At 38.7% G+C, this 14,015-nt stretch carries 12 protein-coding genes and 1 tRNA gene; 9 read left to right on the top strand and 4 right to left on the bottom strand.

All coding sequences use genetic code 11. The annotated features are described in order from the left end of the window. Positions 1–47: 47 nt before the first annotated feature. Complete coding sequence (locus H6F45_RS16580; RefSeq protein WP_137667058.1) at positions 48–479, bottom strand: rhodanese-like domain-containing protein; 432 nt, start codon at positions 477–479, stop codon at positions 48–50. Between the two features lie 491 nt (positions 480–970). Here H6F45_RS16580 and H6F45_RS16575 point away from each other — a divergent pair, with 491 nt between their 5' ends. Then, positions 971–1,687: a response regulator transcription factor gene (locus H6F45_RS16575; protein WP_096567177.1), complete on the top strand. Its 717-nt coding sequence runs from the start codon at positions 971–973 to the stop codon at positions 1,685–1,687. Positions 1,688–2,165: 478 nt separating this feature from the next. Beyond that, complete coding sequence (locus H6F45_RS16570; protein WP_242052649.1) at positions 2,166–2,957, top strand: endonuclease/exonuclease/phosphatase family protein; 792 nt, start codon at positions 2,166–2,168, stop codon at positions 2,955–2,957. A 160-nt stretch (positions 2,958–3,117) separates the two neighbouring features. On the opposite strand, the gene pdxA is transcribed toward H6F45_RS16570, so the two are convergent. After that, positions 3,118–4,218 (bottom strand): 4-hydroxythreonine-4-phosphate dehydrogenase PdxA, encoded by a 1,101-nt coding sequence (gene pdxA / locus H6F45_RS16565; RefSeq protein WP_137667056.1) that lies wholly within the window; start codon positions 4,216–4,218, stop codon positions 3,118–3,120. A gap of 266 nt (positions 4,219–4,484) precedes the next feature. Between pdxA and H6F45_RS16560 the strand changes: the two genes are divergently transcribed. From H6F45_RS16560 to H6F45_RS16530, 7 genes are all read left to right on the top strand, one after another. After that, entirely contained in the window at positions 4,485–4,589 is a 105-nt protein-coding gene (locus H6F45_RS16560; protein WP_096567167.1) for a PetM family cytochrome b6-f complex subunit 7, read from the top strand. A 179-nt stretch (positions 4,590–4,768) separates the two neighbouring features. Continuing rightward, complete coding sequence (locus tag H6F45_RS16555; protein WP_096567165.1) at positions 4,769–5,767, top strand: SDR family oxidoreductase; 999 nt, start codon at positions 4,769–4,771, stop codon at positions 5,765–5,767. Between the two features lie 80 nt (positions 5,768–5,847). Then, positions 5,848–6,765, top strand: a complete 918-nt coding sequence (locus tag H6F45_RS16550; RefSeq protein WP_190347814.1) for an NAD(+) kinase — start codon at positions 5,848–5,850, stop codon at positions 6,763–6,765. A gap of 226 nt (positions 6,766–6,991) precedes the next feature. Next, entirely contained in the window at positions 6,992–7,678 is a 687-nt protein-coding gene (gene nblR / locus H6F45_RS16545) for a response regulator transcription factor NblR (protein ID WP_096572633.1), read from the top strand. Positions 7,679–8,281: 603 nt separating this feature from the next. Then, entirely contained in the window at positions 8,282–11,116 is a 2,835-nt protein-coding gene (locus tag H6F45_RS16540) for a zinc-dependent metalloprotease (RefSeq protein WP_190347754.1), read from the top strand. A gap of 148 nt (positions 11,117–11,264) precedes the next feature. Next, positions 11,265–12,344, top strand: a complete 1,080-nt coding sequence (locus H6F45_RS16535; protein ID WP_137667054.1) for an alpha-hydroxy acid oxidase — start codon at positions 11,265–11,267, stop codon at positions 12,342–12,344. 89 nt (positions 12,345–12,433) lie between these two features. Beyond that, a tRNA-Leu gene (locus tag H6F45_RS16530) sits at positions 12,434–12,517 on the top strand. 144 nt (positions 12,518–12,661) lie between these two features. On the opposite strand, the gene H6F45_RS16525 is transcribed toward H6F45_RS16530, so the two are convergent. Both H6F45_RS16525 and H6F45_RS16520 read right to left on the bottom strand, forming a co-directional pair. Next, positions 12,662–12,844: a hypothetical protein gene (locus H6F45_RS16525; RefSeq protein WP_190347752.1), complete on the bottom strand. Its 183-nt coding sequence runs from the start codon at positions 12,842–12,844 to the stop codon at positions 12,662–12,664. 68 nt (positions 12,845–12,912) lie between these two features. Further along, a complete protein-coding gene (locus H6F45_RS16520) occupies positions 12,913–13,530 on the bottom strand; it encodes a hypothetical protein (protein WP_190347750.1) in 618 nt (205 codons plus the stop codon). Positions 13,531–14,015 lie beyond the last annotated feature (485 nt).

The raw sequence follows: 14,015 nt of genomic DNA, 5'->3' as shown, positions 1-14,015 counted from the left end.
GTCACCAATCACCAGTCACCAATCACCAATCACTTCTATTGATTTTCTCAATGATTTTGGATGCGAGAGACAACATTGTAATCATCTGCACCTGCGGGAGTTCTTGATTCGATAATACCTTCTGTTTGTCCACCAATTGCCTTCCATGCTCCCAAACCACCTTTTAATTCTGATACGTGTACAAATCCCGCAGCACGCAATTTTTGGACAGCTTGAGCAGTTTGTCCCTCATCAGTGCCGTAAACATAAATATCACGGCTTTTTTGTAAAGAAATTTCTGCACGATCTGTTAGTTCATCTATAGGCATAGGCATTGCGCCCATAATATGACCTTGGTTGTAGGTTGAGCGATCGCGGACATCCAAAATTGTAAATGCTGGTTCGCCCCATTCTAGACGAGATTTAACTACATGAACATCCGATTCTACTTCTATGGGTGGCTGTTGAGGAATAATCCCACCCATCAAATTATTAGTCATAAGTTTTATCCGTTTTAACCTATTCAATTTCAACTTCAATCAACTTAGTCAACAATAAATTAACAAACAAAGTCTAGTTAATTTGTCTGGCTTGAGTATGAAAATATAAAAATTTTCCTGAATAAATCCTGAATAAATCCTGAATAAATCCTGAATAAATCTTGTAAAAATCTATCTTTAGATATATTCGATTTCTCATATCGTCATCAGTAATATTTCAGTACAGATACTTCGGTATAACACCACAATTGATTTATATTTTATACATTTTTTTTTTAAAAAAATACCAAAATCATACATTACCGATACATTTTATAAGGATTATTATAAAGTTTGCATAAACTTCAGGAAAAATTCAGTGTATACAAGGACTAAAGCATTTTTCCTACTTATTTATTTAGCCAGGAGCTAAGATACTCCTTAAACACAACATCTCAAAGCATCTGTCACCACAGAAAATCGCCAAATCAATCAATAAACTGCATTGGACTATGGATAAGCTTGCCACGAATATTCCCAAGATTATGATTGTAGATGACGATTTCAGTGTGAGAAATCTCGTCTACCGTTTTCTGAGTCGAAAATACCAAATAGAATCGGCCTCAGATGGTAAAAGTGCTATGGCATTATTTGATCAATTCAATCCAGCCTTGGTAATTCTGGATTGGAATTTGCCAGATGCCAATGGCTATAAACTTTGTCAAGAAATGCAAAGTCGCACCAATGTTTTAGTTTTGATACTCACTAGCCGGAATGATGAAGCTGATAAAATTAAAATTCTGGCCGCAGGTGCAGATGATTTCATGACTAAGCCATTTAGCCTAGCAGAAGTGGAAGTCAGAGTTGAAGCACTTTTAAGACGCATTCGTTATATCCATCCTCATCAATCACAACGTCTTGTTTTTCAACAATTAGCAATTAACCCAGAAGGTAGAGAGGTAAAATTGAATGATAAACCTTTAGCTTTAACGGCTTTAGAGTTTAATATTTTACATTTTTTAGCTAGTCATCCAGGACAAGCTTGGAGTCGTCCCCAACTAATTCAGAAAATTTGGGGTTGTGACTATGTAGGAGATGGAAGGGTTGTAGATGTGCATATTGGTCAATTACGTAAAAAAATGGAAGTTGATTCGAGTACACCAGAGTTTATCAAAACGGTACGCGGCTATGGTTATAAGTTTGAACCACCAGAAGGTAACAAAGTTTAACCTCTCCGTAAGTATTCAGCTATCAGTAATCAGTAATCAGCCAATAGCCAGGATTCAGACGTTTTAATTTTAGGAATGTTATCTGCATCTGCTTTTTTCATTCTTTGTATTTCAATCTTTCAGGTACTGACGGAAACCGATGACTGAATGCTGAATGCTTACACTCCAGAGCAAAAACAAATCATTAAAATATTGGTGCGTTTATCAATTAACAATCTGGTTGTACATCTGAATTTACCAAGGATTTTTATTGGGGCTTGATCACAGATTTAGCATGAGTTGGAATTATTAAGGCTAAAGTCGGTCAGGGAATTTGTATCTACTCAAGCCTCAGAGCAATTTTGGATTTTGGATTTTGGATTTTGGATTTTAGATTTTAGATTTTAGATTTTGAAGATTTTTAAAATTTCCGCTAATAAGTTATTATAGAACTATAAAATCTAAATTGACTATATACTATATATTCTTATCAATATAGATGCCATTAAAGAAAGTAATGAAAATCACAGTTATGACTTTTAACCTCCGCTGCGACAAACCAGATCCGGGGGTACGTCAGTGGGAAAAGCGTGTAGGTGCGATCGCTGCTGTTATTCAACACTATCAACCAGATGTAGTGGGTACACAGGAAGGTAAACCCCATCAACTGAAGGATTTACAAGCACTTTTACCAGAATATAAATTTGTTGGTGGCGATCGCTCTGGTACAGGAGAAGATGAACACTGTGCAATTTTCTATCAACCTGAACTTTTAAAACTGCAAGAAACTCAAGATTTTTACCTCAGCGATACTCCAGAAATTCCTGGTAGTATTACTTGGGGAACTCGTTTACCACGCATGGCAACTTGGGCTAATTTTCAGGTGGGTGATCCTAGTATTTCTCTAACTATTGTTAATACTCATTTAGATCATGAAATTGCTAAAGCGAGGGAGTTGGGTGCAGGTTTGCTGAGTCTGCGTTTAATGGGTTTTCCTGCTGAAAATTATTTACTGTTAACAGGAGATTTTAACGCTCATTCCAGAACTTTAGAACGAATAATTTTAGCTGATAATTTTAGAATACAAGATACTTTAGCAAATCTGCCGTTAGCAGAACAAAAAACTTTTCATGATTTTACTGGTGAACCTGTGGATGCTAGAGATACAATTTATGGCGATCGCCGTTTTCACATCGAACAAGTAATCATTGACAATAAACAATGGGAAAGTATTTGGCCTTCTGATCATTTTCCGGTGATTGTGAAATTAAGCATCAGGAATAGGGAATAGGGAATAGGGAATAGGGAATAGGGAATAGGGAATAGGGAATGGGAATTAATCATCAAAAATTAAGCAGACTTAACGGATACTGCTAACTGTAATCCCAAAGCATCTAATAAGGTAATTAAACCATAAAATTCAATTTCTCCTTGCTCAGATAATTTCTGGGCTAGGTTCTCATAACATCCTTTTCCTCTCCGCGTCTCTGCGCCTCTGCGTGAGGTAAACTTTGCCTTTGCTTCACCAACTCCACCCCTAACTGTATCGCAGCTTTCATACTGGTTGCATCAGCAATACCTTTTCCGGCAATATCAAAAGCTGTTCCATGATCTGGGGAAGTTCTCACAAACGGTAAACCAATGGTAGTATTTACCGCCCGATCAAAAGCCATTAATTTTACAGGAATTAAACCTTGATCATGATAAAGTGCTAAATAAGCATCAGCAGGATTTTTAACGTTAGAATTACCATACCAAGCTTGACCCGGTTTCACCCACATTGTATCCGGTGGTATGGGTCCTTCTAGTTGTAAATGCGGTCGTTTTTGTCTTTCTGCTTTTAACCAAGGGATTAACCAATCTATTTCTTCTGTTCCTAATTGTCCCATTTCTCCACTGTGGGGATTTAAACCAGCGATCGCAATTTTCCCATTTTTAATCCCAAAATCTCTTTCTAAACATTCTGCTAATAAATCTAATTTTTTTGTTAATAATTCCGGTGTTAAGGTTGACGATACTTGACATAAAGGAATATGTGTGGTAGCAAGTAAAGCCCGTAAAGTCCAACCAGTAAAAGGCGATCGCCCGACAAACAACATTCCAAAACGCTCTACACCTGCTTTCTCGGCTAAAAGTTCGGTTTGTCCCGGATAATCAAAACCAGCGGCTTTCCAAGCTGATTTAGCGATAGGTGCTGTAACAATACCATCAAAATCACCTGCTAAAGTTTGGGCTATGGCATATTTCATATAAGCAAAACTGGCCGCACCACTAGCAGCATTACCCACCCCAGTAATAATTTCACCTGAGTTTGGTACATCAACATCAATCACATTTAACTCATCAGGATTGGCCAAAGCTAGTGAACTATCAGTATTAGCTGTCAAATTTTTATAAGTTTTAGTGAGTAAATGCCGATTACCCACTACGACTAAATCACAGTTTTGGCTAACTTCTGAATCAGCCAAAGCCTTTAAAGTTACCTCTGCTCCAATACCGGCAGGATCTCCCAGTGTCAGTGCTAAACGTGGACGTTGATGAGTATTAGTCATAAGTCAGGGAATAGGGAACAGGGAACAGGGAACAGGAAAACTGTTAATTAAGCCACATCGCTACTTACCCAGTCCCGATTTCAATTAGCTGCTAAACTATTTTAGAATTATTTAGACAGGTCTAATCCTCAAGACAGTTGAAGACCTGGTTTACCTAAGTTACCAGACTAGCAAAAATGAGATTTGAGCGATCAAGTTAAGTTAAGCAGTCTCATAAACGGTAAACATCTACAAACCATTCAGTTCACAAAGGAGAAACACAGCAAATGGGCGGCGAAATCTTAAATGCAGCTATGCTATCTTTCGGCTTAATCTTCGTAGGTTGGGGTCTCGGCGCTTTATTGCTGAAAATTCAAGGCGCTGAAGAATAAGCAGGGGGCAGGGGGCAAGGAGCAGGGTGAGAAATATTAATTTCCCAGTCCCCAGTCCCCAGTCCCCAGTCCCCAATCCCCAATCCCCAGCCTCCTTAAAAAAAATGTAAACTTTTATTTCTATAACTAAACTCTGTTAAGATTTTTATCATAAAACATTAAAATATATAACGACCCTCATGACATTATTAATTGTCGGTGCTACTGGCACATTAGGAAGACAAGTAGCTCGTCGTGCTATTGACGAGGGGTACAAAGTACGCTGCTTAGTTCGCAGTACCAAAAAAGCTGCATTTCTCAAAGAGTGGGGTGCAGAACTGGTGAAAGGCGACTTGTGCTATCCCGAAACCCTGGTAGGAGCATTAGAAGGTGTAAACGAAGTCATTGATGCTTCCACATCTCGCGCTACAGATTCATTAACAATTAAACAGGTAGATTGGGAAGGTAAGGTAGCATTAATTCAAGCTGCAAAAGCTGCGGGTGTAGAGCATTTTATCTTTTTCTCTATTCTTGATGCTGATAAATATCCCAATGTACCGCTAATGGAAATCAAGCGATGTACAGAATTATTTTTAGCTGAATCTGGCTTAAATTACACTATTTTAAGATTAGCTGGGTTTATGCAAGGCTTAATTGGTCAATATGGCATACCCATTTTGGAAAATCAGCCGGTGTGGGTGACAGGTTCATCTTCCCCGGTGGCTTATATGGATACTCAAGATATTGCTAAATTTGCGATTCGGGCATTGAGTGTACCAGAAACCCAAAAACAAACTTTCCCTGTGGTGGGTACTCGTGCTTGGAGTGCAGAAGAAATAATAAATATTTGTGAACGTTTATCAGGAAAAGATGCTAGAGTAACACGGATGCCTATTGGCTTGTTGCGTGGTGTTCAAAGCTTACTGCGGTTTTTCCAATGGGGATGGAATGTAGCTGATAGATTGGCTTTTTCCGAAGTTTTAGCCAGTGGTAAACCATTAAATGCGCCAATGGATGAAGTATATACAGTGTTTGGCTTGGAGCAACAACAGACAGCCACAGTAGAAACTTACTTGCAAGAGTATTTCAGCCGGATTATGAAAAAGCTGAAAGAGCTAGACTACGAGAAAACCAAGAGCAAAAAGAAAAAAGATAAAAAAACGCCTTTTAAACAGTCATCAAAAGCTAATAGTCAATAAAATCCCAGATGTTGATTACAATATCCCAAAATATGTAACCATTACTAAAGAAAAAGCATAGCCTACTTGGATATTTGAATGTGCCGAAAGCTGGCATTATCTACAACGACGTTAAACCGATAGCAACTAGAACCGCTATCGAACTCAAAGACCAGTTAACCGCAGCTGGTTGGGATGTGTGTGTGACAACAAGCATCGGTGGTATACTGGGCTACTCTAATCCTGATGGTCCTGTATGCCACACCCCAGTGGAAGCTCTCACACCTCCCGGTTTTGATTCCAGTATGGAGTTTGCAGTGGTATTAGGGGGAGATGGAACTGTTTTAGCAGCTTCCCGTCAAGTTGCCCCCTGTGGGATACCATTGTTAACTGTGAATACTGGTCATATGGGATTTTTGACAGAAGCTTATCTAAACCAACTTCCCCAAGCTATAGAACAGGTAATGGCAGGTGAGTATGAAGTCGAAGAACGAACCATGCTCAATGTCAAAGTGCTACGGGGGGAAACTGTCTTATGGGAAGCCTTATGTTTAAATGAAATGGTGTTGCATCGAGAACCATTAACTTCGATGTGCCACTTTGAAATTCAAATTGGTCATCATGCAACAGTGGATATTGCAGCCGATGGTGTAATTATTTCTACTCCAACTGGTTCAACTGCTTATTCATTAAGTGCTGGTGGACCTGTGATTATTCCCGGTGTACCTGTGTTGCAGCTAGTACCAATTTGTCCCCATTCTTTGGCCTCTAGGGCTTTAGTATTTCCCAACAATGAACCTGTGAACATCTATCCAGTCAATGTACCCCGGATGGTGATGGTGGTAGATGGTAATGGTGGGTGTTATGTGATGTCAGAGGATCGGGTATATTTGGAGCGATCGCAACATAAGGCTAGGTTTATTCGCTTACAATCACCAGAGTTTTTCCGCGTTTTACGGGAAAAATTAGGCTGGGGACTACCGCATATTGCTAAACCCAATTCTGTAGAGTTACCATAATTGTCATTAGTCAGTAGTCAGTTGTCAGTTGTCAATACAGGTTTTCTTCGAGAATTGGTAGTTAAGCAATTGTATTGGGTTGTATTGGGAATGAGTAATTAAAATTGCATCTTGGGACAGTCGAGGTTTGATCATGGAACGTGCTAAAACATCTACAATATCATTTGTATCAATTGTATCAATTACCAAATAATTACCAATTACCCATTACCAATTACCAATTTATATGACCTTTTCTCACAGTGCCTGCGTTCTGGTGATTGAACCCGATGATAGTTTAGCTAATCAATTAGCTTTTGATTTGCAAGAAGCCGGTTATGATACTGTTGTGGCTCATGATGCGGCTAGTGGTTTGCAAAAAAGCCGCGAAATGCAACCTGCTTTAATTGTTGTAGATCGGATGCTGACAGGAGAATCTGGACTTTCTTTGTGCAAAAATCTCCGCAGCAGTGGCCATCGTTCCCCTGTTTTAATTTTAATGGCCAGAGATACAGTTGATGATCGTGTTGCTTGTCTGGAAGCTGGTGCTGATGATTATATTCTTAAACCCTATCGCTCAGAAGATTTTCTCAAGCTGATTCGTCTATATCTCAAACCTGATGTCGATACCAGTGAACAGTTGCGTTTTGGAGATTTGGTGCTAGATATTGGCATCCGTCGCGCTGTCTATAATGGTATAGCTATCGACTTAACTATGAAAGAATTTGAACTATTAAAGTTTTTTATGGAGCATCCCCGTGAAGTATTAACCCGTGAGCAAATATTGGAGAATGTCTGGGGTTATGATTTTATGGGTGAGTCAAATGTGATTGAAGTATACATTCGCTACTTGCGGTTGAAAATTGAAGAGGAAGGGCAAAAACGCTTAATTCAAACGGTGCGGGGTGTAGGATATGTTTTAAGAGAATCTTAAAAATTCTGTAGCAGGAGTCAAGAGTCGTAGGGGCGAAGCATTCGGGCAACCAATTATCAATTTTATGAACAGGCTATTTTCCTGTAAGGGCGTTCGCGAAGCGTGCTCGAAGCATCAGCATTCGGGCAACCAATTATCAATTTTAGCAACAGGCTATTTTCCTGTAAGGGCGTTCGCGAAGCGTGCTGGAAGCATCAGCATTCGGGCAACCAATTATCAATTTTAGCAACAGGCTATTTTCCGAATGCTTCGCCCCTACTTCTCCCGTACTTCGCCCGTACAGGAGTCAGCAGTAAAACCCTATTGTAGTAGGATTTTCATGATAAATTGATGTCCTAACTACTCTGTCTACGGAAGCACAGGAAAAAAATACCAACAATGCAACCAACCTAATATTTCTTTATGCTAATATTCCCAATACATTCAAATCTTGGATTTTGCCGGAATTTTATTTATTGATTTTTGTTTAGTTAAATATAGTTGACAATTTTTTAATTTTATACTGTAGTCATGGTTAATCATCCTAGAGGAACTCTCTGAGCGTGTTAGCTTTTTTTCTGCCTTGTTGTTTTTACCAGAATCAATAGTTATTAGGGATGTAGAATGAAAAGATTAACTTTTTATATAGTTGTGTTACATAGTTTATTTTTAGGTATGGGAACTGCTTGCGCCCAGTCATTAGAGACAAAGGCAAAGGAAAATCTGGCAACTTCAGATCAAATAACTTTACCAGCATCGCAACTATGGGTAATTAATCAAAATAAACAGGTACAAAAACAACCGTTTATGTGGGTGGTAGAAGATCCAAAAAAAGCCAGACAACAACCATTTTTACAACTTGCGAAAAATGCCAATAAACCAACTAAAAAACCTGGAGATATCACTAAACCATATAAAAATGAGAATTTAGAAGAATTTGATGATGTTGTCAAAGACACTCAAAAATTAGAGGGTATATTTACTCTTTATCGCCAAAAAGAAAATAATAAAATATATTTAGAAATTAAACCAGAACAACTAAATAAAAACTTCTTAGCTACAGCTACTTTGGAATCTGGTATTGGTGAAAAAGGTATTTATAGTGGTTTACCGTTGCAAGATTTTCTATTTTATTTCCAACGCATAGATAATACTTTGCAATTTGTGGTGCGGAATGTGAATTTTCGGACTCGTGAAGGAGATCCACAAGCTCGTTCTTTGCGGCGTTCTTTTAGTGATTCTGTTCTCTATAATTTGCCGATTAAAAGTATTCATCCCCAACGGAAAACAATACTCATTGATTTAGGTGATTTACTCTTAACAGATTTAGCAGGATTATCTGCTAGTTTGGAATTATCAGCAAGTCCAGAACAAGCCTATTTTGGTAATGCCAAAGTTTTTCCCCATAATCTAGAAGTGCAATCAATTTTAAATTTTACAGGCGCTGGCGGAAATCTGAGTGTACTGGCTGATAGTCGTGGCTTTACTCTCAAACTGCACTACAGTATTTCTCAACTGCCTAATAATAATTATCAACCGCGTTTAGCAGATGAGCGTGTGGGATATTTTATTACTGCATATCAAGATTTATCTAGGGATGATCGTGATGATAATTTTGTCCGTTATATTAATCGCTGGAATTTAGAAAAACAAGACCCCAAAGCGGAAATTTCTCCCCCAAAAAAACCGATAGTTTTCTGGATTGATAACGCTGTTCCTTTGGAATATCGTGATGCGATTAGAGCAGGGGTATTAATGTGGAATCAAGCTTTTTTGCAGGCGGGTTTTAAGGATGCGATTGAAGTTAAACAAATGCCAGATAATGCTACCTGGGATGCGGCTGATATTAGGTATAATACAATTCGCTGGATTAATACGGTAGATGGCTATTTTGCCCTTGGTCCCTCCCGTGTTAATCCTTTGACGGGAGAAATTTTGGATGCTGATATTCTGGTAGATGCTAGTTTTGTGAGGGCTTTAAAAAATGAATATCGGCAAATTATTTTACCCAAGCAAACACAAAAACAAACACAAACGCCAACTACTTTATCTACATTGATGCAAAATCGCCTTCTTTGTGGTAACAATGATCAAAAAAATAAAGGGTTAATTGGCAATTTATCTAAACTAGCGGGAGAGTATGATTTATGCTATGGGATAGAATCTGCTAATCAATTTGCTTTTGGTGCTTTGGCTATGTCACTATTAGCAAATACTGTTCCTAGTCGGGATCAGATGCAAGATTATATTCATCAATATTTACGTTTAATTATTGCCCATGAAGTAGGCCATACTTTAGGTTTGCGGCATAATTTTCGCGGTAGCAATCTTTTACCTCCAGAGGAGATGAATAATCGAGAAATTACTAGCACTAAGGGTTTAACTGCTTCAGTGATGGATTATATTCCTCCTAATATTGCCCCTCGTGGTACAGTTCAGGGGGATTATTTTCCTGATAAAGTGGGAAGTTATGATATTTGGGCAATACAGTATGGTTATACTCCTTCTGGGGCAAAAAGTACCATTGCAGAAAAATCATTTTTGGCAGAAATAGCGAAATTATCAGAAAACCCAGAGTTGAGTTATTCTCCTGATGAAGATACATCGGAAATTGATCCTACATCTGCACCTTGGGATAATAGCGGTAATGTGCTAGTTTATTCTCGCTGGCAGTTGGATAATTCCCGTGTGATGTGGGATCGTTTAAATCAGGGTTATTTAATGTATGGTGATAGTTACAGCGATTTAACTGATCAGTTTAGTACCATTTTTGGTAATTATTTACAGCAGTTAAGTTACACTATTAAATACATTGGTGGTCAGTCTTTTTACAGAGTTAATCCGGTTGATAATAAAGGCAGATTACCATTTGTGGCGGTTCCTGTGGAAAAACAAAGACAGGCATTAGCAACTTTGCAAGAGTATGTTTTTGATGAAGAGGCGCTGAAATTTTCACCGAAACTACTGAATAAATTAGTACCTTCTCGTTGGTATCACTGGGGAAGTACACCTGTCACGGGGCGTTTAGATTTCCCAGTTCATGATTTGGTGTTGTTTGTACAGAGTGCGGTTTTGAGTGATTTACTTTCAAGCGATCGCCTGACTCGCATTAAGGATATCGAACTTAAAAGCAAACCCGGTGAAGCACTGACTTTACCTGAAGTATTTAATACTTTGCAAATGGGAATTTGGACGGAGGTTTTACAACCAAAAGGAAAATTAGAAATTTCTAGTTTACGACGGGGTTTACAACGGCAATATGTCAACTTTTTAACAGCGATGGTATTAAGGAAAGTAGATGTACCAGAAGACGCTCGCACTTTAGCATGGTATAAGCTCAAACAATTAGATCACCAACTCAAACGGGTGAGGTCTAATGATGAGTATACAAAAGCGCATTTACTGGAAACCCGCGATCGCATTGAAAAAGCTTTAAATGCTCCATTGCAGGGGAACTAGGGGACTGGGGACACTTCGACAAGCTCAGTGCATCCCTGGGGACTGGGGACAGAAAGAAGTTTAGCAATAACCAATTACCCATTACCAATTACCCATTACCAATTACCTATCACCAGCCTAAACAAATAATATATTTATTTAAACAGACATGATTTCACCCATTAATTTATTTGAGTATGAAGAGTTAGCAAAAACCCATCTACCCAAAATGGCGTTTGATTATTACAGTAGTGGTGCATGGGATGAAATTACTTTAAAAGATAATCGCGCTGCTTTTACACGGGTGAAACTGCGTCCTAAAATGCTCGTTGATGTCGGTGAAATTAACTTGACAACTGAAGTTTTAGGTGCATCGTTGCAGTTACCTCTGATGATTGCACCTATGGCTTTTCAGTGTTTAGCCCATCCAGATGGGGAAATTGCTACAGCAAAAGCCGCAGTTTCCGCAAGTGTGGTTATGGTGCTGAGTACCTTATCTACTAAGAGTTTAGAAGATGTGGCAATGGTTGATGATGGTTTGCGCTGGTTTCAACTTTACATTCACAAAGATCGGGGTTTAACTCGTGCTTTGGTAGAAAGAGCTTATGCAGCAGGTTACAAGGCACTTTGTTTAACTGTGGATGCGCCAGTGTTGGGAAAAAGAGAGCGAGATCAACGCAATGAATTTACCTTACCCCCTGGTTTACATCCTGCTAATTTAACCAAAATGTCAGGTTTAGACATTCCCCAAGAAAAAGGCGAGTCTGGTTTATTAACTTATTTTGCCCAGCAGATTAATCCGGCTTTGACTTGGAAGGATTTAGAATGGTTAAAATCTTTAAGTCCTTTACCGTTAGTTTTGAAAGGAATTTTACGGGGTGATGATGCGGTGAGGGCAGTGGAATATGGCGCACAGGGGATTGTGGTTTCTAATCATGGTGGTAGACAATTAGATGGGGCGATCGCTTCCTTGGATGCTTTACCGGAAATAGTCGCCGCAGTGGATGGTAAAGCGGAAGTCTTGTTAGATGGGGGTATTCGTCGGGGTACTGATATTCTTAAAGCTTTAGCGTTAGGGGCGAAAGCGGTTTTGATCGGTCGTCCGGTATTATGGGGATTAGCGGTATCTGGAGAAACGGGAGTAGCTGATATTATCAACCTACTCAAAGAGGAACTAACTACAGCAATGGCTCTCAGTGGTTGTGCTAGACTAGAGGATATAGATTCTAGTTTGGTGATTTGTCGTTAGTGGTTGTGGAAAAAAAGGGCAAAAAAATTTTTTTTCCAAACCCCTTGCCAAATTAGAAGAATAGGTTATAATAGAAAAGTTGCTACCAAGGGCGAGTGGCGAAACTGGTAGACGCACCACACTCAAAATGTGGCGACCTTGCGGTCATAGGAGTTCGATTCTCCTCTTGCCCATTGCTTACTAGATAAGGGTTTTAGGGTTTTTGCCTGTTTCCTATCAATCACCTATAAATCAATTTTACCCCAAAAATGCCCCAAAAAATAAAATCCAAAAAAATCCCCTAACTGTTGAGGTTAGGGGATTACTTTTTTTTATCTTTAGCGCCTAAACCAGGGATGGACTCTCGCAACTTCTTCTATTTTTTTCTCGATCTCCGGTGAGAATGTGGGTACTTGTGAGGGTGTTACTTTCTCGTTGTTGACTGGTTTGTTAGAACCGTTAAACCAGGGATGGTTTTTTTCTATTTCAGCTAATTTGTTTTCTATTTCTTGTTCCGTCATTGCAAATACCGGGTAAACTGCCAAGATTATAACAAATAAATTTAATATAGTCAATAGTTGTATGTGGATCATGCTGCTATTTGCTGTATATATTTTTGGGGCAAATTTGGGGTAGTTTTTGGAGTGATTTTTGGGGTAATTCCATCCAGTTCCCTAACTAGTAGATCGACCTCTTGTTTGTTAGCATCGGCTAAATAGTTGTATAGTTCGCTGCTAGTTTTTAAGTTTAGGTTTTTAGCGATTATGGCGCGTTCGCCTAGTGTTAGTAAGGCTAGTTGGGTTTCTAATTGTTCCTTTACGGGATCTAGTTGGGCATCGTGCGCTGAATCATCTGCATTTTGGGGCTGTAAGTGCTTGAGCGAATCTGTAGCTTGTGTAAGATGAGCGTCGCTTGCAGCCTGATCAGCAGTGGTTATGGCGCTATCATTGTCAACTGGGTTAGCAGCTTCGGCTATATGGTTGTCAAGTTCGACTTTGATAGCGTCTATAATGTCGTCTTGGCTAGTTCCTGATAGTTCGCTAGTTTGTTTTATTAGTTTAGCCGCTTTATCAATATTTTTTTTTATGGTTTTCTGTTTCTTTTCTAATTCTTTTTTTGCTTGTTTAGCTGCAAGTAATTCAGCTTTGATTTCTTCTATTTTTTGGTTAGCTTCGGCTATCGCTAGTTCTAATTCTGTTAAGTTCATAATAAGCACCTTGTTTAAGTTTGTTACTCTAGTATACCAAGTTATCTTGTTATTTTTAGGTTATTTTTTTTTAGGGGTATATTTAAATATTTTATGCTTTTTTGGGGGGGATCTGTCTAGGGGTGAATAGACAGAATCTTTACTGCATAAGGGTTTGGATTCTGTCTGTTTTTTTTTGATCTGTCTATTTGGGAAGATGTTTGATTAGTTAAACTAATCTGAATTAGCTATGAATATTTGATCTAGTGTGCAGTCAAGAATTTTGCAAAGTGGACTTAACAAGGAGACTTGTATTCTGGACGATCTATTATTCTCAAGTCTTTTTATTGTAGGTATCGAAACTTGGCAAAATTCAGCGATAGCTTCTTGGGTGAGGTTTTTATTTTTTCTGATTTCCTTTACTCTATTTTTCATGGTTTTTGTATGTAACGCTACCTTATATGTATAGCATATTGTTATTAGGTTTACAATTTGCAGATATAAGT

This window comes from Sphaerospermopsis sp. FACHB-1194 (assembly GCF_014696235.1).
Lineage (GTDB): Bacteria > Cyanobacteriota > Cyanobacteriia > Cyanobacteriales > Nostocaceae > Sphaerospermopsis > Sphaerospermopsis kisseleviana.
This window is presented reverse-complemented; position numbering and strand designations above follow the sequence as displayed.

What these genes read in the sequence shown, in the direction of transcription:
- H6F45_RS16570 (WP_242052649.1), top strand. Translation starts at nt 2,166, where the DNA reads ATGCCATTAAAGAAAGTAATGAAAATCACAGTTATGACTTTTAACCTC.
- H6F45_RS16580 (WP_137667058.1), bottom strand. Translation starts at nt 479, where the DNA reads ATGACTAATAATTTGATGGGTGGGATTATTCCTCAACAGCCACCCATA.
- H6F45_RS16540 (WP_190347754.1), top strand. Translation starts at nt 8,282, where the DNA reads ATGAAAAGATTAACTTTTTATATAGTTGTGTTACATAGTTTATTTTTA.
- H6F45_RS16535 (WP_137667054.1), top strand. Translation starts at nt 11,265, where the DNA reads ATGATTTCACCCATTAATTTATTTGAGTATGAAGAGTTAGCAAAAACC.
- nblR (WP_096572633.1), top strand. Translation starts at nt 6,992, where the DNA reads ATGACCTTTTCTCACAGTGCCTGCGTTCTGGTGATTGAACCCGATGAT.
- H6F45_RS16560 (WP_096567167.1), top strand. Translation starts at nt 4,485, where the DNA reads ATGGGCGGCGAAATCTTAAATGCAGCTATGCTATCTTTCGGCTTAATC.
- H6F45_RS16520 (WP_190347750.1), bottom strand. Translation starts at nt 13,530, where the DNA reads ATGAACTTAACAGAATTAGAACTAGCGATAGCCGAAGCTAACCAAAAA.
- H6F45_RS16575 (WP_096567177.1), top strand. Translation starts at nt 971, where the DNA reads ATGGATAAGCTTGCCACGAATATTCCCAAGATTATGATTGTAGATGAC.
- pdxA (WP_137667056.1), bottom strand. Translation starts at nt 4,218, where the DNA reads ATGACTAATACTCATCAACGTCCACGTTTAGCACTGACACTGGGAGAT.
- H6F45_RS16525 (WP_190347752.1), bottom strand. Translation starts at nt 12,844, where the DNA reads ATGACGGAACAAGAAATAGAAAACAAATTAGCTGAAATAGAAAAAAAC.
- H6F45_RS16555 (WP_096567165.1), top strand. Translation starts at nt 4,769, where the DNA reads ATGACATTATTAATTGTCGGTGCTACTGGCACATTAGGAAGACAAGTA.